Here is an 18,424-nt window from a genome sequence, read left to right on the forward strand (position 1 = left end):
GCAATGGGAATCGCATGAAGGGGTTTTAGGAGAAGGCCGTGTTCCGAAATTGAATTGCAGGGAATTTCGGACCTGTTTTCAACGGGAATATTTTTGCGCGGCGTGCACGGCGGGTTCAGCAGGTTAAAATCACATGTACGGATGAACGTACCTCCTCCAGCGGCTGCCACGCAGGCTCCCCGCTCCCAGCGGGAACAGGAGTTGCGGGTGTGCGGAGATGACGCGGCGAATTCTCCGATTGTCCAGGTTCGCAATCTTGAAAAAACCTATGTAACGGCTCGCGGGCCGCTGACCTTGTTTCGCAATCTCGACCTTGAGGTGCAGCCTGGTGAGCTGGTTGCGATTGTGGGCCAGTCCGGTGCGGGAAAAAGCACACTTTTGCACATTCTCGGCGCTCTTGATGCGCCGTCCGCAGGGACTGTATACTGCGCGTCAACCAACGTGGCAGAGCTTGGCGCCCGGCAGGCTGCGGCCTTCCGGAATCGCGAGATTGGCTACGTTTGGCAGTTCCACTATCTTCTGCCGGAGTTTACGGCGCAGGAAAACGTAGCCATGCCGCTGTTGGCGCGCGGCCTAACCCGGCGGGAAGCGATGACACAGGCGGCAAACTGGCTGCGGGAAGTGGGGCTGGAGGAGCGCGCGGCGCATCGCCCGGGCGAGCTTTCCGGCGGCGAGCAGCAGCGCGTGGCGCTGGCCCGGGCGCTGGTGAACGATCCTCGCCTGCTGCTGGCGGATGAGCCGACCGGCGATCTGGACGAGGCGACGGCAGGGCAGATTTTTGATCTCATCAATCGGCTTCATGGTTCCCATGGGCTTACCTCCATCCTCGTAACGCACAATATGGAGTTGGCTGCCCGATGTACGCGAATGTTGCGTCTTGAGGGCGGCCGGCTTGTTGTAACTTCAACAAATAACAGCAACTAGATGGAACAAAGCGGGTTCCGCAGTACAACAGAAACGTTCAGGCGTCGGGATGAGTCTGAATAACAAAAACGCGCAGAGGAGTCCGCGAGCAAGTGGCGGGCATCTTAACAAGGCAGGGTGGGCCAAAGGCGGGGAACGCTGGAGGCAGGTCAAGAAAACCTTCTGACACCATCCGATTCGCTGTTCCGGGGCATGAGCGTATTTTCAGAGTGGTCTCGGACGGCATTGTTTTTCACCGGGCGGCGGGCTGGAAGCTGAGGCTGGTAGAACCAGACAGCTATTTAGGCCGATTCGCCTGGCATAAGGGAGAACACCATGTTCGAACGATATACGGAGAAGGCGCGGCGCGTGATCTTCTTCGCGCGGTATGAGGCCAGCCAGTTTGGCTCGCCCTATATCGAGACGGAGCACCTGCTGTTGGGCCTGTTGCGCGAGGATAAAGCGCTGACGAACCGCTTTTTGCGTTCCCATGCTTCGGTGGAGTCTATCCGCAAGCAGATTGAGGCGCACACTACGATTCGCGAGAAAGTTTCTACCTCGGTTGATTTGCCATTATCCAATGAGTGCAAGCGTGTGCTGGCCTATGCGGCGGAAGAAGCCGAGCGGCTGGGGCACAAGCATATTGGCACGGAGCATTTGCTGCTGGGATTGCTGCGCGAGGAGAAGAGCTTTGCCTCGGAGATTCTGCAGGAACGCGGGCTGAAGCTGGCGCAGATTCGCGATGAGCTGGCGCGCGTGACGCAGGAGAAGGCTCCGGCGCAGCGGCAGCAGCGGGAGTCGAGTTTGCTGGCGGAGTTTAGCCGCGACCTGACGCAGGCTGCGATGGATGCGCAGCTTGATCCGCTGGTTGGGCGCGATGGGGAGCTGGAACGCGTGATCCAGATTCTCTGCCGCCGCACGAAGAATAATCCGGTGCTGATTGGCGAGCCGGGCGTTGGCAAAACGGCCATCGTCGAAGGCCTTGCCCAGCGGATTGCGGATGGCGAGGTGCCAACGTTCCTTGCCGACAAGCGAGTGCTGGCGCTGGATCTTTCGTTGATTGTTGCCGGAACCAAGTATCGCGGCCAGTTTGAAGAGCGTTTGAAGACCATCATGAAAGAGCTGATGGAAAATCAGAACTCCATCATCTTTATCGATGAGTTGCATACGCTGGTTGGGGCTGGCTCGGCGGAGGGTTCGCTCGATGCGGCAAACATCCTGAAACCTGCTTTGAGCCGTGGGGAGATTCAGTGCATCGGCGCAACCACACCGGCGGAATATCGCAAGTCCATCGAGAAGGACCGTTCGCTAGAGCGACGCTTTCAGGCTGTCAAGGTTCCGCCGCCGAACGAGACCGATGCCATCAAGATCATCATGGGCATCAAGGACCGCTATGAGAAGTTTCATGCGGTGAGCTATACGGATGCGGCGATTGAGTTTGCGGTGTCGCACTCGAATCGCTACATTCCGGACCGCTTTCTTCCTGATAAGGCGATTGACTTGATTGACGAGGCCGGCGCGCGTGTAAAGCTGCGGCAGACTTCGCTTCCCGAAGAGATTACCGAGGTTCAGAAGCGGATCAAGTTCATCGTTCACCGCATGGACTCGGCGATTGCAAATCACGAGTTTGAGAAGGCTCGGTTCTACTCGGATGAAGAACGCAAGGAGCGCGAGAATCTGCGGGCTCTGCGCGATAAGTATCATCTTGATGATTCGGCGGCTGGCATTGTGGGCCGCGAGGATATTGAGGATGTGGTCAGCCGGTGGACGGGCGTGCCGGTTACGAGCATCAAGGAAGAAGAGACGCAGAAGCTGCTGCGCGTGGAAGAAGAGCTGCACAAGCGTGTGATCTCGCAGGACAAGGCGATTTCTGCGCTGGCGCGTGCGATTCGCCGTTCGCGTGCAGGGCTGAAATCTCCGCATCGTCCGATTGGGTCGTTCCTCTTCCTGGGCCCGACGGGTGTTGGTAAGACGGAGATGGCGCGCACGCTGGCGCAGTTCCTCTTTGGTTCGGACAAGGCGCTGATTCGCTTCGATATGTCGGAGTTCATGGAGAAGCATTCGGTGTCGAAGCTGATTGGTTCGCCTCCGGGATATGTGGGCTACGAAGAGGGCGGTCAGCTTACGGAACGCGTGAAGCGTTCGCCGTACTCGGTGGTCCTGCTGGATGAAATTGAGAAGGCGCATCCGGATGTCTTCAACCTGCTGCTGCAGGTGTTTGAAGACGGGCAGTTGACGGATGGGCTTGGCAACACGGTGGACTTCAAGAACACGATTCTCATCATGACCTCGAACATTGGTGCACGGCACCTGCAGAAGAAGCAGGGCCTCGGCTTCCAGAGTGAGCGCGATGAGTTGGTGATGGAGAAGGTGGAGGAACTGGTCAAGCAGGAAGTGAAGAAGACCTTCAATCCTGAGTTCCTGAACCGTCTCGATGAAGTCATCCTCTTCCAGTCGCTGTTGGATGGAGACCTGATTCAGATTGTGGAGTTGCTGGTACAGCAACTCAATACGAACCTGGTGCAGAAGGCGATTACGATTTCTGTCACCGACGAGGCGAAGAAGTGGATCCTCGACAAGACGCTGACGGACCGCAGTTACGGGGCTCGCCCGTTGCGCCGTGCTCTGCAGCGTTACGTGGAAGACCCGCTTTCCGAGGCGTTGATAGCCGGGAATATCACGGACCGCCCGGCGTTCCTCGAGGTCTACCTCGACAACAACCAGCTCTTCTATCGTCCGGTCAGCAGTGATGACACGGGTAGTGAAGAGAAGGCTGCGGGAATCCTGTTGTACTCCGCATAAAACTGCTCTCCAACAGAAACACGAAAAGGCCTCCGGTTTCTCGGAGGCCTCTTCATTTGGTGGCATGTTGTAGGCTTGTTGGTAATCCTAGACATTGCCGAACCGTTTGCTCGATGGGGACGGCCCGAGAGAGACATGAGACGATACGCTATTCTTGCAGCCCTTGCGGCGGGATGTAGTTTTGCTGCGTTCGCACAGCAAGCGAATCTGCCTGCCGACCAACTGAAGCCTGATTTCAAAGCGCCTGCGGTGGAACGCGACTACATCAAGCGCGTGGAAATGGTTCCCATGCGCGATGGTGTAAAGCTCTACACCGTCATCGTGATTCCGAAAGGCGCCAAGGACGCGCCGATTGTGCTCACGCGCACGCCTTACAACGCGGCGGGACGCGCGGCGCGGTCGGATAGCCCCAAAATGATTGAGGCGCTTCCCTTGAGTGACGAGATTTTCGTCAAGGCTGGATACATTCGTGTCTACCAGGATGTGCGTGGCAAGTACGGCTCTGAAGGCCCTTACCTCATGACGCCGCCGCCCGTGAACTCCGGCTATAACCCCACCGGCGCAGATGACACCACCGACGCATGGGACACCATTGACTGGCTTGTCAAAAATATCCACGAGTCCAACGGACGCGTAGGCATGATTGGCTCCAGCTATGAAGGATTCACTGTCGTGATGGCGCTGCTGCATCCGCATCCTGCGTTCAAGGTGGCTGCTCCGGAGAGCCCCATGGTGGACGGATGGATGGGCGATGACTGGTTTCATTACGGTGCTTACCGGCAACCCAACATTGACTATGCGGTGGGCCAGACGACCCGGCGCGGTGCGGGCGTGCATGTGCCCCATCCTAACGCGGATGACTACACTGGTCTTCTTGAAGCAGGTACGGCGGGCGACTTTGCGCATCTTCTCGGCGCGGACGAACTGCCCTTCTTCAAGCTCACCATGGAGCATCCCAACTACGACGGCTTCTGGCAGAGCCAGGCGCTCGACAAGCTGATTGCCAAGCAGGCCTTGACCGTACCCACCATGTGGGAGCAGGGGTTGTGGGACCAGGAAGACATGTGGGGCGCCAATCATAGCTATCGCGCGCTCAAAGGCATCAACACGCCGGACTCGCTGAATCACCTGGTGATGGGCCCGTGGTTCCACAGTCAGGTCAACCGGCCCGGCCGCAACCTCGGCCCGCTTGAGTGGGCAACGGACACGACGGCGTACTGGCGCGAAGAAGTTCTGCTGCCGTTCTTCAACCAGTACCTCAAGCCCGGCTCTCCCAAGGCCGATACGCCGAACGCGCTTATCTACAACCCGTCGCTCGACAAGTGGGATACGTACAAGGTCTTTCCGCAGGCTTGCGAAAAGGGTTGCCCTTCAACCTCCAAACCGCTCTATCTGCAGGCAGACGGCAAGCTTTCGTTTGACTCTCCCGCAGCCAGTGAAGAGAAATTTTCCGAGTACGTTTCCGATCCCTCCAAGCCGGTTCCATATCTGCCGCGTCCCGTCTCGCACGCCAACTGGCGGACGTGGCTGGTAACGGACCAGCGCTTTGTGGACGGACGTCCTGACGTGCTGACATGGGAGTCAGAACCGCTGAAAGAACCAATGAAGCTGGCCGGTGAACCCATGGTGCACCTGGTTGCTTCCACAAGCGGAACGGATTCCGACTGGGTGGTCAAGATTATTGATGTGCAGCCGGAGAGCGGCCTTCCAGCAGCGCAGGGCGAGCAGGATATGAGCGGGTACGAGCTGCCTCTTGCTACCGATATCTTCCGTGGACGCTATCGCACCAGCTTTGAGCATCCAGAGGCCATCAAGCCGAACGTGCCATTGCCGTATGCCTTTGCGCTTCCGATGATTAACTACACGTTCAAGCCGGGGCATCGCATCATGGTGCAGGTGCAGTCCACGTTGTTCCCGGTCTATGACCGCAACCCGCAGACGTTTGTGCCAAACATCTTCACGGCCAAGCCTTCGGATTTCCAGAAGGCAACGCAGCGTATCTGGCACACGCCGGGGAATGCGAGCTACATCAGCTTGCCGGTGGTTAAGGCAGGGGAGTAGGGAATAGGAAAGCACAAAAGGCGCCTTCGGGCGCCTTTTGCTTTTGGTGCTCAGGATTCGCGCCGCTCTGGTTCCCACTGGTCCTGGCGGTCGCGGTTTACGCGGTCTTCGCGGTCGCGCTGCTTCTCCTGCTCGCGGCGCCACTCTTGTTCTTCGCGTTCTTCGCGTCCGTCGCTCATGATTTACCTCTCTCAAAGAATGGTAATTCAAAAGCGGTATACAGCATCCAGCCTTCGCCCGTCGGACGGAGGCTGGATGCTGTAGCGGGCTAGTTGATGGTGATGGTGAGAGCGCTGGATGCCGTTGCGCCGGGGTTGGTGGCTACCAGCGATGCGCTGCCTGCGGCTGCGAGGTCGCTTGCCGGAATGGCCACGGTGAGGTGGGTTGCATCCACGATGGTGGTGGTGCGATAGCTGCCGTTCCATGTCACCGCTACGCCAGGTGCAAAGCTGGAGCCGGTGAGTGTGAGCAGCGTGTTGCCGGAACCGTGTGCGATGGTGGTTACGGAACTGGCGGTTAACGTGGCCTTGGAACCTGTCCCGAGCAACTGCGGCGTTACGAATGGGCCGCGAAGCAGGATGATCTGGGGATTGGTTTGGGTTCCACCAGTATCACTGCTTTGTTGCACGTTTCCGAGGAGCGCCAGGCCATCCTGGCCCCAACGCAACATCGTCCAGTTGCCCTGGGGTGCGGAGAAGGTAGTTGGCAACGTGAGCACGTCTTCCGGCAGATAGGTATTGGTGTTGTACCTCGCAATGGCATAAGCGTACGTGTTTTCCACGTCATCCAGCATTAGAAAATCTTTCTGCGTGGAGATATCCGGAACGACGCCTGAGCCGTATGAGCCAAAGCTAGGCGAATTACCCGGCAGTTGCAACGTGGCGAGTTGTGTCGGCGGAGTTGTGCGTGGGTCAATGATGCCACCGTTGCCGCCATAGACGATTCCGTTGGCAAGCTTGAAGCCGCCGTTATAGCCTCCGAGGCCGTTCAGTGTCCAACCGTCCTGTTCGGTCAGGCCGTTAGCATCGACGGTATAGCGATAGAACTCGCCGTCAGCGGCATAAAGGTGAGTTGCATCTGCGAAGGTGGGATTGATGCCGTCGTAGTAGCCAGAGAAATTCGGGCGGAAAGTGCCAGTGTTTCCACTGATGTCAAAGATGCCGAAGTTGCTCCAGCCGTTGGCGATGTCAACGGCCAGAGTTGTATCGCTACCGGGCATGGTCGCAATCCAGGTAGGAGTTACGCTGCCTGTTGTTCCGCCGCCACCTGTGGTTGCGACGGGAATGGTTGCGGTGAGTTTCTGCTGTAGCAGGCTGAACTGCGCGATGCTGTTGGAGCCGGTAAGGGCAGCGTAGATGTAATTGCCGTCAGAGGTTTCCGCTATGGCGTTTGGCTCGCTGCCAACAAGGACAGGCGTGCCGACCGCGGCGGTGGCCGGGTTGATGGAGACGATGGAGTTGCCGGTTACCGGGGTTGAGGCGCTGGGCATGGAAGCATAGAGCTTCTGCGAGAAGGGATCGAAGAGCATGGAGTTTGCTTCGACATTCACGAGCGCGTAGATGGTGAGCGGAGAGACTGGTGAGGTTCCCCCGCCGGGAGATGGGTTGGTGACAGTGACCGGAGACCAGCCGTAGTTGGCAACGGAGGTGGCGTCCACGCTTGCGGTGAGCTGCGTGGCGCTGACATAGGTGGTTGTGAGTGCGGTTCCGCCGAGATTGATGGTTGAACCGGAGTTGAATCCGCTGCCGTTGACGGTGAGTGTGAATGCGTCGGAGCCAGCCTGCACAAGGTTTGGCGAGATGGCAGAGATGGATGGGACGGCGCTGTACTGGTCGCCGGTGACGGTGGTGGAGGCTGCGGCCTGGTTGTTGTCAGCCGTTGGGTCGTAGCTTACAGAGTCAACCGTTGCGGAGGTGTTTAGTGTTCCGGCTGCGGTTGGCTTAGCGCTGATGGTTACGGTGGCGCTGGCGCCTTTGGCTATTGTTCCCAGGTTGCAGAGGAAGGATGTGCCGGTTCCACAGAAGCCCTGGCTCGGGGTTACGCTGCCGAGGATAAGAGACGAATCAAGGTTCAGCGCGACGGTTGCGCCGGATGCTGAGCTGGCTCCGTTGTTCTTGACAGTCGCAACGTAAGAGATGCTGCTGCCGGTGGCGGCTGTGGAGGGCGCGGTGAGTGTGAGGGCCAGGTCGGCGGGGGAAGAGGAAATATCTTTCACCGCGGGCGACTGGAAGATATACAGCACTTGCTGTGCTGCGAGAGCAACGCCATTTTGTCCCCAGCGGATGATTCTGCCTGGGCCGTTGTAGTAGCCGTTGGATGCCGCTGCGTTGTAGGAGATGCTGCCTGCGGGATCGAAGGTGCTCTCGTTGAATGCGAGGATTGCATTGCCGTTGGAAGTGTACGACTGGTTGGCAATGAAGGCCCGGCCCAGCGTGGAATCCGAGACGACAGGACCCTGCGCGGTGGTACTGGCGGTTGCGTAGAAAGTGCCTTGGAGCGCTCCTGTTGAGGCATCAATTACAGCGCCGGAAGGTAGGTAGATCCGGCCGTTGTCATACTGCATGATGCCATTTGTGCCGGTTTGATAAATGGTTGTTGCAGCGGTAATGCCGGTGGCGTCCACGGTGAGTTGCTCAATGCCCTGGCCGCTTGCGTAAAGGGTAGAAGCGGAAGAGCCGAAGGCGATGGAGCTGCCGAAACTGGTGTTGAGCGTGCTGGATGTGTTGGCGCGTGCTACTCCGGAGTCGTAAATCGTAATGGCTCCATTGGAGGCGAGCACGGCGACGGAGTTTGGCTGTCCGGGGACTGCTGCAAGAGATGTTGCGGTGTAGAGGGCGTTATAAAGTCCGGCTCCTCCGCCGAGGGGGAACTTATTTACGGGCTTGCCGGCAGTGAGGTCGATTTGTGTCACCTCCGAAGCGCCATCAAGGCCGACGAAGAGCTGCTTGCCGTCAGCGGAAAGCGCCAGCTTGTTCGGATTGCTGCCTACCCAGATGGTGCGTAGGACATTGCCTGTGACTGGATCAATGCCGACGATTGAGTTGCCCATGCTGCCTGGCGCTGTGCCGGGCACGGAGGCGTAGATGAGGCCGTCGGTGGTGTTGTAGACGATGTCGTTGTTGGGGATGGAGACGTAGACGGTATAGAGCAACGGCGAGGTCGTACCGCCGCCCGGCGCGGGCGTGGTTACGGTGATGTTGGCGTTGCCCGGGGTTGCAATGCTGTCAGCAGGGATTGTGACAGTGAGCTGGCTAGAGTTGACGTAGGTGGAGGGAACGGTGGCTCCGTTGACTGCAACCGTCGAGTTGGCGGTGAATCCTGTTCCATTCAAAGTTACAGAGGTGGCGGTATTGACGGGACCGGACGTGGGATTTATCGAGGTGAGCGTTGGCGCAGGAGGATTGGTGATGGAAACCTGCAACGTATTCGACGTGGCAGGCGTAGCAACTGTGCTGACAAATGCGATGGACGCGGTGTCGACGGCGGTTAACAGGCTTGCTGGAACGGTGGCTGTGACGGTTTGCTGAGCGCCATACACTCCCCACGCTGTTGTCTGAAGCGTGGTTCCATTCCATGTAATCGAGCCCGCTGGTTGTGCGTAAAATCCGGCCGGTACCTGTTCGATGAGATTGGTTCCTGTGACTGTGATGGTGGTTGCAGCAGAGCCAACGAGGAATTGGTTGGGCGAGACCTGCGTTATGACAGGCGTTGACAACGGCTGCAGGATGGCCAGCGTCGTCTGGAAAGATGTTCCGCCGCCGGGCGTTGGATTGACTACGGTAATTGCTACGTTCTGAGCTGTGGATTGGTCGGCGGCAGTTAGCTGGAATGTGAGCTGCGTGGCGCTGACGTAGGTTGTAGCCCGATTGGTTCCATTGAGCTGCACGGTGGAGGAGGGAATGAAGTTGGTTCCTGTAACCGTGATGACGGATGGCGTGGACTTGGTGACGAGAACGGAGGTGGGAGAGAGGGACGCGATCCTGGGCACGGGGTTGAGTACGGACAGCGTTACCGCTTTCGACGTTCCGCCACCCGGCGCGGGATTTACAGCAGTGAGGGACAGGCTGCCGGCGGTTTTGACATCGGCGTCGGTCAACTGCACGTTGACTTGTGTGGCGCTGCTGAAGACCGTGGTGCGCGCACTGCCGTTGACGTTGATGACGGTAGTGGGCACAAAGCCGGTGCCTGCAATGGCAATAATCGGCGTGCCTGAGCCTACGGTTACCGCTGCCGGGATGGTTGTTGTGATGGCCGGCGCGGGATTGGTGGCTACGGGATTTACAACCAGGGTGGCGGCCTGGGATGTTCCGCCACCGGGTTTGGTGTTGACTGCCGTGAGCGAGAGGTTTGCAGCTGCCGCAACGTCTGCGGAGGTGAGCTCGACGCTGACTTGCGTGGCGCTGACGTAGATGGTGGTGCGTGCACTGCCGTTGACGTTGACGACGGTAGTGGGCACAAAGCCTGTTCCGGCGACAGAAACGACAGGGGAGGCTGCGCCTACGGTTACCGACTCGGGGAGAACGGTGCTGATGACAGGCGCCGGGTTGGTGACTTCGAGATTGATGGCAGGGCTGGCCGCGCTGGTGCTGGAGTCATTGGCGGCGATTACGGCGAAGTCGCCTCCGCTGACCATTTGCGATGGCTCAACGGTGGCGGTGACCTTCGTGGCGCTTACATACGTAGTAGTGTCGGTGACGCCGCCGACCTGAATCGCGGTTGCGCTGGTGAACCCGGTGCCGTTCACGGTGAGCGTGAGCGCGGCTGAGCCGGCTGGGACTGAAGTGGGGCTGATGGAGGTCACGGTTGGCGGCGGGGTGCTGCTGCCTCCGCCATTGTTTCCATTGCCGTTTGAGCTGCCGCCGTTACCGCCGCCGCAAGCTGTAATGAGTCCAGACACACCAAGGCACAAAACCAAAGCAGAAAGAGAAAAGCGATTCATTGTGGAGGAAGTATAGGGTATGCCAGTGGGAGAGGACTATAAATTTTTGGTGTACTGTGCCTGGTTACCTTTGCCGGAGAGTGGAAGCGGGTGTCATGGTTATTTCGTGAGTGATTCTTGGTTCACAGCGTCCTGGCGTAGCATAGAAAACAACTTTCTGCGAGGTGTGTGATGAGCGAGACTGTTTCCACTGCTGGACTGACTGCGGATGAGATTTCCAGCGTTACGCGGCAGACGAACTATGGGACGTGGCGTTTTCAGAAGACGTGGAAGCCGCTGTCTGTGGTGGATGCGGAGGGTTGCTGGTTTACGGACGGAGCGGGGAAGAAGTATCTCGATTTTTCTTCGCAACTGATGTGCGTGAATCTTGGGCACAAGAATCCGAAAGTGGTGGAGTCGATTGCGGAGCAGGCGCGAGAGCTGGCCTTTGTGGGGCCGGTATATGCAACGCGGGCAAGGGCGCGGCTGAGCGCGAAGCTGCTGGAAGTGCTGCCGGAGGGAATCGACAAGTTCTTCTTTGCGACGAGCGGCACGGAGGCGAATGAAGCAGCCTTCAAGATTGCGCGCATGTACACGGGCAAGACGAAGATTATCTCGCGATACCGCTCGTATCATGGCTCGACGATGGGTTCGATTGCGGCGACGGGCGACCCTCGGCGGTGGGCAATGGAGCCGGGCGGCAAAGGCGGCGGTGTGATTTTTGCTCCGGAGACGAACTGTTACGACTGCCCGATTAAGCATACGTATCCCACATGCAACGTTGCCTGCGCGGATTACATCGAGCACATGATCCGCAATGAGAGCGATGTGGCGGCAATTATCGTGGAGCCGGTGGTGGGTACGAATGGCGTGCTGGTTCCTCCGCCGGAGTATTTCCCAAAGCTGCGGCAGATTTGCGATGAGCATGGTGTGTTGCTGATTGCCGATGAGGTGATGGCGGGTTGGGGACGAACCGGGAAGTGGTTTTCGATTGACCACTGGGGGCTGAAGCCGGACATTCTTGTTACGGCGAAGGGAATTACCTCGGCGTATGTGCCGCTGGGCCTCTGCGCTACGACCTCAAAGATTGCGAGCTATTTTGAGGAGCATTATTTCTCGCATGGACATACGTATGAGGCGCATCCGCTGACGCTCGGACCGGCTGTGGCCACCATTGAGGAGATGCAGCGGTTGAAGCTGGTAGAACGCGCCGCGGAACTGGAACCATATGTGCGCGGTAAGTTGGAGGCGCTGAAGGAGAAGCATCCTTCGATTGGTGATGTGCGCGGGTTGGGGCTCTTCTTTGCTGTCGAGCTGGTGAAGAACCGCAAGACGAAGCAGTTGTTCAACACCTATCGCGACAAGATTGAGGGCAAGGGGCTGGTGGTGGACCAGATTGCGGCGAAGATGATGGCGGATGGTGTGACGATCCAGGCATGGGTAAGCCACTTTGTGATTGCGCCGCCGCTGATTGTGACAAAAGAAGAGCTGGATCTAGGAATCGGTGCGCTCGACCGGCACCTGTCGATTGCCGACGCGCTGGTCGAGTAACTAGAACGAAAAGACCGGACCTAGCTGAATACCCCAGCTCCCGCGGTTCACATAGTCCTCGTGCGAGAGGAACGAGAGGTAAGGCTGCTTGCCTGCGCCCGCGCTCACCTCGCACGGTGTCTGGTAGTTGAGCCATTGCATGCCGCCGCTGATGCCAATGCCGGAGGAGTCGAGGCACGCATTGCGATAGCGGACGATGGATTCTTGAATCCCTGCGCGCAGAGCCACATGCTGGTTGAGCTTATAGTCTCCTGCAAGCAGAAAGTTCCATGCAAAGTGCGTAATATCGCCCTGTTGCGGCGCAGGCGGATTGGGCGGCGCGGGTTGCGTGGGTGTGCTGAGAGGAACGCTGGTCAGGTAAGCGTGATTCCAGTGCAGAAAGCCGGGGCGGATGGAGAGATTAACCGCATAGAGCGGCCAGTGTTTGCCAACCCGCATGCCGAAGTATCCCATGAACAGGCTGCCGCCGGAGCGGTCGCTGGGTTCCGGGCTGGCGGTGGGCTGATAGCTCAGGTCGGTGTCGGCATAGAGATATTTCCAGAGCTGTGTGGAGACCTGCACGCCATACCCCTGCGTCATGCGGACGCAGTATTGGCAATGTCGCGTAGTAATGGTGGTAGCGAAGCTGGAGGAATGTGGCGCGATTTCGATGCGCTTCCAGTTGGGATACTCTTCCAGGTCGCCGTTGGCAGCCTCCCACGCGTTGACGAAATGCAGGCCATAGCCTTCATCGAGACGCTGCACTTCGGGATAGTCCCAGTCACGGTACCAGGGCTTGCGGGCGCGGAAGGCATTGGCGAAGGTGCGTGTGGGGTTGAGCGCGCCGCGGATGATCTTGGGATAGGCGGCGTTGCGCCCGGCATGGCGGATGATGCGTTCGCTGACGTGCTTGTCGAGGAAGTCTTCCGCGAAGACCCAGAGCATGCCGACAGAGGGCGTGACGACGAAGTCCACCCATCCGGTGTTGTTGGTGTCGCGGCCGCTGGGCGGCTTTGTAACGGGGTTGCAACTAAGAATGCAGCGGGTGTCGTAGGTGTAGCCGCCTTCATTGCCAATGCCTGCTTCACCGGTAGGGCCAATTTCGGAATAAGTGCTGTAAGTGGTCGTCCAGAGAAAGGCCTTGGCGCGCGAGTTCCAGTAGCCGGGGTCGCCCCATTGGAGGCGTGCCTGGGTGGGGCTGTTCTGGATTTCGAGATAAGCGCCAACGCCGCCTTGCATGGGGTGGCCGACGTAGTTGACGAGAAAGTTGTCTCCGTCGTTCCAGCGGCGCATGTTGAATTGGCGAAGAGAGGCGATGTAGTCGTGCCAGTAGGGCTTGGTGACGAGCAGGGAGCGGAGCGTGTTGTCCGTGGCTAGGCGGAAGGCGTTTTCGACGGAGTTGAAGGCGAAGGACTCAAGGAGGAGACCGCGCCAGTTGTAGTGGGTCTCACTGGGGATGACCAGCGAGGGAGCGCTGGGGATCAGTCTGGGGAGTTCCGTATCGTCCTGGTCAGGCTGTTGGAGCGCGCTCGATGTTTCGTCGTGGAGCAGGCCGGAGTTTTCCTGGCACGAAGCGGGTTCGTGAGCGGAGAGAATGAGAACAATGCAAGTAATCGCAAAATGGGGAAGCCCCTTCAGCAATCGAGCCAACCGTAATCCCCTTTACGCCTTTCGTGTGTATTTCAGTTCCGTTAATTAGACGGAATGAGTGGCAGGAATGGATGCCATCCGGCGGGGTGCGAGTGCACGCGAAGGTTTGGCTGGCCCTTACAATAGAAGATGAAAGTTTCCCCGGCCGATGACAGACCATCAAGCACAGAAACAAAACGAAGATGCGGCGAAGAAAAAGCCGGCTCGCAAGGCCGACGAGGACTCGGTAGGCAAGGTCTACGATGGCGTGCTGATGCGCCGGTTGGGCCGCTATCTGCGCCCATACTGGGTTCAGGCGGCTATTTCCTCGATTTCCGTAACGCTGAAGGCGCTGAGCGATGTGGCCGGGCCGTACTTCGTGAAGGTCGGCATCGACCTTTACATGTCGCATGAGCCGGGCGCGTCAAAGACGTGGCTGGGGCGACATCTCTCGACAGACGCGTGGACGGGCATCTCGCAGCTTGCATGGCTGTATCTTGCGGCGCTGCTTTCGGCTTACCTGTTTGAGTTTGTGCAAACGTACCTGATGCAGTGGGTTGGCCAGCAGGTAATGTTTGACTTGCGGCGCGATATCTTCCGGCACATGCAGAGGCTGCATCCGGGGTTCTTTGACGGGCATGCGGTGGGGCGGCTGGTTACGCGGCTTACGTCGGACGTGGATGCCATCAATGAAATGTTCACGGCGGGCATCCTTGCAATTGTGGATGACTTCTTCACGCTGACCATCATGGGCATTGTGATGCTGAGCATCAACTGGTGGCTGGCGCTGCTGGCGTTTGCGGTGTTGCCCATCATCCTGGTGGTGACGCGGTTGTTTCAGAAGAGCGTGCGCGAGAGCTACCGGCGGGTGCGAGCGGCGATTGCGCGCATCAACAGCTTTACGCAGGAACACATCAGCGGCATGAGCGTGGTGCAGTTGTTTAACCGCGAGCAGAGGGCCTTTACGGACTTTGAGTCGGTGAACCGGCAGCACATGATTGCCTTTAAGGACACGATTTTTGCGTACGCGCTTTACTATCCGGCGGTGGATTTTCTGTCGATGGTGGCGGTGGCCCTGGTGCTGTGGCGCGGCGGGTTCAGCGTGCTGTCGCATGGCGCGGTGACGATTGGCATATTGGCAATGTTCAATATGTACTCGCAGCGGTTCTGGCGGCCTATCCAGGATTTGAGCGACAAGTTCAACATCCTGCAAGCAGCGATGGCGGCCTGCGAACGCATCTTCAAGCTGATGGATGAGAAGCCGGCGATTACGAGTCCTGAGAAGCCGCTGCTGGGGGATGGGTCGAACAGGATTGAGTTCCGGCATGTGTGGTTCACGTATCAGAAGCTTTCCGACGAACAGAAGGCGCTTGTGGAGAAGGCCGCGGCATCGCAGGCTGGTACGGAGGAACTGACAGCGCTGAAAGATGTGGAGTGGATTCTGCGCGATGTCTCGTTTGTTGTGGAGCCGGGGCAGACGATAGCGATTGTGGGCCATACGGGTGCAGGCAAGACGACGCTGACCGGCTTGATGATGCGCTTTTACGACGTGACGGCGGGGCAGGTGCTGCTGGATGGCGTCGATGTGCGCGAGCAGGATTTGACGGCGCTGCGGAAGCATTTCGCCGTGGTGCTGCAGGATCCGTTCTTGTTTACCGGAACGATTGCGGAAAATATCCGGCTGGGAAATACGGAGATTGGCGAGGCCGGTTTGCGTCAGGCCGCGAATGACGTCAATGTGTTGGACTTTATCGAGAGCTTGCCGCAGAAGTTTGACGAGCCGGTGAAGGAGCGCGGCAACTCGCTTTCTACGGGGCAGAAGCAGCTCATCAACTTCGCTCGTGCTCTGGCGTTTAATCCGCGAATTCTGATTCTGGATGAAGCGACTTCCAGCGTGGATACGGACACGGAGCTGCGGATTCGCGGAGCGCTGGAGCGGATGGTCGAGGGCAGAACGAGCGTGCTGATTGCACACCGGCTCTCCACGGTGCAGCGGGCGGATACGATTTTGGTGATGCACAAGGGAACGCTGCGCGAGATGGGTTCGCATCAGCAGTTGCTTGCCCTGCGAGGGCTCTACTGGAAGCTGTATCAGTTGCAGTACAAGGACCAGGAGGGAGTTGCTATTCATGCGCCTGCAATTGGCGTGGCTGCTCCTTCTACTACTTAGTTGCACGCAGCAGTTGTGGCTTTTTTCGCATCCAAAAAGATTGCGGCGCAAGAAACTTCCTTCTGAAATTGTGCGGAAATCAGGCTCATGAGCTCACCGGAAACCCCTATTGACGCGGCGGAGCCGCATGCACTTTCGGCGGCACAGCGGCTGTTGCCGTGGCTGGTTGCGGTTGCGTTCTTCATGGAGTCGTTGGACACAACGATTCTGAATACCGCCGTGCCCGCGGTTTCCGAGGCGCTGCATGTAACTCCGCTTGCGATGAAGGCCGTGCTGGCAAGTTACACGCTGGCGCTGGCGGTGTTTATCCCCATCAGCGGCTGGATGGCCGACAAGTTTGGCACGCGGCGGGTATTTGCCTCGGCGATTGGTCTGTTTACGCTGGGCTCGTTGCTGTGCGGACTTTGCAGCGATATTCATCTGCTGGTGGCATGCCGCGTGATCCAGGGCATGGGCGGCGCCATGATGGTTCCCGTGGGAAGGCTGACGCTGGTGCGGGCGTTCCCCAAGCATGATCTGCTGCGGGCAATGAGCTTTGTGGTGCTGCCTGCGCAGGTGGCTCCGCTGCTGGGCCCGATGACGGGTGGCCTGATTGTGGCGTACCTGCATTGGCGAGTCATTTTCTTTCTGAACATTCCGATAGGCTTGCTGGGCTTGGTTATGGTCTACATGCACCTGCCGGATTTTCGCGAAGAGGACACTCATCCACTCGACTTTGTGGGGCTGGTGCTGTTCGGTTCGGGCATTGCGCTGCTGTCGTATGTGCTGGAAGTCTTTGGCGAGCACACACTGAGCGTGCGGGAGATGACGGGCCTGCTGGTGCTGGCGCTGACATTGCTGACGGCCTATTGGGCGCATGGCAGGGAGCTTAAGTTTCCCCTGCTGAATCTTTCGCTGTTTAACTTGCGAACGTTTCGGGCTTCGGTGATGGGTGGATTCTTTACCCGGCTTGGAATTGGCGGTGTGCCGTTTCTGCTGCCGCTGCTTTACCAGGCGGGGCTTGGGTTTACTCCGGTGCAGTCGGGCTTGCTCATCATGCCGCAGGCCGCGGCTTCCATGGGGATGAAGACGGTTTTGCGCAAGCTGCTCGGTGCGATGGGCTATAAAGGTGTGCTGGTTTCCAATACGCTGGTAATTGGCGTGTTGCTCGCACTGTTTGCGACGATTGGCCTGCATACTCCGGTGTGGGTGATTGTGTTGCTTGGGATTTTCTATGGCGCTGCAACATCTCTGCAGTACTCGGCGATGAACACGCTGGTATACGCGGATGTAGGCGAGCATGACACGTCGATGGCCAGTTCGATTGCAAGCACGGGGCAGCAGATGGCAATCAGCTTTGGCGTGGCTACGGCTGGACTCACTACGGCTTTCTTTTTGCCGAGTGCTGCGAATGCAACTGCAGGCAGCATGATTGCCGGGATTCACAAGGCATTTCTTTGTCTTGGCGTGCTCACCGTGATTTCAACGCTGGTGTTTATAGGGCTGCGGCGCGGAGATGGCGAGACAGTGAACGACCATGGGTCTGAGCATCACGGGGATTAAAACTTGCTGCATGCCAAATAAAAATGCCGGGGCAATTGCCCCGGCATTTTTATTTTGACGTAAGGGATGGCTTATGGCAGTTCGCGAACCCAGATGTTGCGGAAGCTGATGGGCTCGGACTTGTCGCCGTGAGCCTGCAGCTTGATGGGCGCGGTGTCGTACTTCTTATAGAACGGCTTGCCGATATAGAGCGTTTCGCCCTTCAGCTCGAAGTGATTTTCGACCAGAACCCCATTCCAGAAGACGGTTGCATAGGCCGGTGTCTTGACGGAGCCGTCGTCATTGAATGTCGGCGCGGTCCAGACCACGTCGTAGGCCTGCCACTCGCCGGGCTTGCGGGCGGCGTTAGCCAGAGGGATAGCCTGCTTGTAGAGGCTGCCGGCCATGCCGTTGACGTAGGTTTCGTTCTTGTAATTGTCGAGCACCTGCAGCTCATAGCCGGAGTCGCCGGGGCCGGTGGAGGCAAGAAAGACGCCGCTGTTGCCGCGTGCCTGGCTGGTGCCGGTGATGGACTCGGGAATGCGCCACTCGATGTGGAGCTGGTAGTCCTTGAAGCGGCGCTTGGTTTCTATGTTGCCGCCGCCGTTTTTGTTCACGGTCATTACGCCGTCGTGGACGTTCCACGTGGCGGGGGACTGGTCCTTTACCGTTACCCACTGGTCTACATTTGTGCCGTCAAAGAGCACGATGGCGTCCGAGGGCGGAACTCCGTAAGCCGTGCCGGGCGTGACTACGGGCGGCGCGGGTTTCCATACTTCGGTGTCTTCAGGTTTGGGCTTGGGAGCGGTCTGCGCATAAGCCGCAAAGCTTGCTGCGCTCAACAGGGCAAGAGTAGAGAACTGGAAAAATCGCATGTAGGTCACCGAAGG

Annotated in this window: 10 protein-coding genes; 6 read left to right on the top strand and 4 right to left on the bottom strand. The window is 58.4% G+C overall.

All coding sequences use genetic code 11. The features are described from left to right. Positions 1 to 141 precede the first annotated feature (141 nt). From AC5S3R_RS15705 to AC5S3R_RS15715, 3 genes are all read left to right on the top strand, one after another. Positions 142 to 924 (top strand): ABC transporter ATP-binding protein, encoded by a 783-nt coding sequence (locus tag AC5S3R_RS15705; RefSeq protein WP_494268087.1) that lies wholly within the window; start codon positions 142 to 144, stop codon positions 922 to 924. A gap of 315 nt (positions 925 to 1,239) precedes the next feature. Then, positions 1,240 to 3,705 (top strand): ATP-dependent Clp protease ATP-binding subunit, encoded by a 2,466-nt coding sequence (locus AC5S3R_RS15710; protein WP_494268088.1) that lies wholly within the window; start codon positions 1,240 to 1,242, stop codon positions 3,703 to 3,705. A 135-nt stretch (positions 3,706 to 3,840) separates the two neighbouring features. Then, complete coding sequence (locus AC5S3R_RS15715) at positions 3,841 to 5,766, top strand: CocE/NonD family hydrolase (protein ID WP_494268089.1); 1,926 nt, start codon at positions 3,841 to 3,843, stop codon at positions 5,764 to 5,766. Between the two features lie 50 nt (positions 5,767 to 5,816). Here the strand turns inward: AC5S3R_RS15715 and AC5S3R_RS15720 are convergent, their stop codons facing one another. Then, complete coding sequence (locus AC5S3R_RS15720) at positions 5,817 to 5,945, bottom strand: hypothetical protein (protein ID WP_494268090.1); 129 nt, start codon at positions 5,943 to 5,945, stop codon at positions 5,817 to 5,819. 89 nt (positions 5,946 to 6,034) lie between these two features. Then, the gene (locus tag AC5S3R_RS15725) at positions 6,035 to 10,663 is read right to left on the bottom strand and encodes a beta strand repeat-containing protein (protein WP_494268091.1); all 4,629 of its coding nucleotides are present in this window, start codon (positions 10,661 to 10,663) and stop codon (positions 6,035 to 6,037) included. 213 nt (positions 10,664 to 10,876) lie between these two features. On the opposite strand from AC5S3R_RS15725, the gene AC5S3R_RS15730 reads away from it, so the two are divergent. Next, a complete protein-coding gene (locus AC5S3R_RS15730; RefSeq protein ID WP_494268092.1) occupies positions 10,877 to 12,235 on the top strand; it encodes an aminotransferase family protein in 1,359 nt (452 codons plus the stop codon). On the opposite strand, the gene AC5S3R_RS15735 is transcribed toward AC5S3R_RS15730, so the two are convergent. Further along, a complete protein-coding gene (locus AC5S3R_RS15735; RefSeq protein WP_494268093.1) occupies positions 12,236 to 13,864 on the bottom strand; it encodes a hypothetical protein in 1,629 nt (542 codons plus the stop codon). Between the two features lie 148 nt (positions 13,865 to 14,012). On the opposite strand from AC5S3R_RS15735, the gene AC5S3R_RS15740 reads away from it, so the two are divergent. After that, positions 14,013 to 16,013 (top strand): ABC transporter ATP-binding protein, encoded by a 2,001-nt coding sequence (locus tag AC5S3R_RS15740; protein ID WP_494268094.1) that lies wholly within the window; start codon positions 14,013 to 14,015, stop codon positions 16,011 to 16,013. An 87-nt stretch (positions 16,014 to 16,100) separates the two neighbouring features. Then, complete coding sequence (locus AC5S3R_RS15745; RefSeq protein WP_494268095.1) at positions 16,101 to 17,555, top strand: DHA2 family efflux MFS transporter permease subunit; 1,455 nt, start codon at positions 16,101 to 16,103, stop codon at positions 17,553 to 17,555. 71 nt (positions 17,556 to 17,626) lie between these two features. On the opposite strand, the gene AC5S3R_RS15750 is transcribed toward AC5S3R_RS15745, so the two are convergent. Beyond that, complete coding sequence (locus tag AC5S3R_RS15750; protein WP_494268096.1) at positions 17,627 to 18,409, bottom strand: 3-keto-disaccharide hydrolase; 783 nt, start codon at positions 18,407 to 18,409, stop codon at positions 17,627 to 17,629. Positions 18,410 to 18,424 lie beyond the last annotated feature (15 nt).

It is taken from the genome of Occallatibacter sp. FHG110214_02 (assembly GCF_059115385.1).

What these genes read in the sequence shown, in the direction of transcription:
- AC5S3R_RS15705 (WP_494268087.1), top strand. Translation starts at nt 142, where the DNA reads ATGAACGTACCTCCTCCAGCGGCTGCCACGCAGGCTCCCCGCTCCCAG.
- AC5S3R_RS15710 (WP_494268088.1), top strand. Translation starts at nt 1,240, where the DNA reads ATGTTCGAACGATATACGGAGAAGGCGCGGCGCGTGATCTTCTTCGCG.
- AC5S3R_RS15715 (WP_494268089.1), top strand. Translation starts at nt 3,841, where the DNA reads ATGAGACGATACGCTATTCTTGCAGCCCTTGCGGCGGGATGTAGTTTT.
- AC5S3R_RS15720 (WP_494268090.1), bottom strand. Translation starts at nt 5,945, where the DNA reads ATGAGCGACGGACGCGAAGAACGCGAAGAACAAGAGTGGCGCCGCGAG.
- AC5S3R_RS15730 (WP_494268092.1), top strand. Translation starts at nt 10,877, where the DNA reads ATGAGCGAGACTGTTTCCACTGCTGGACTGACTGCGGATGAGATTTCC.
- AC5S3R_RS15740 (WP_494268094.1), top strand. Translation starts at nt 14,013, where the DNA reads ATGACAGACCATCAAGCACAGAAACAAAACGAAGATGCGGCGAAGAAA.
- AC5S3R_RS15745 (WP_494268095.1), top strand. Translation starts at nt 16,101, where the DNA reads ATGAGCTCACCGGAAACCCCTATTGACGCGGCGGAGCCGCATGCACTT.
- AC5S3R_RS15750 (WP_494268096.1), bottom strand. Translation starts at nt 18,409, where the DNA reads ATGCGATTTTTCCAGTTCTCTACTCTTGCCCTGTTGAGCGCAGCAAGC.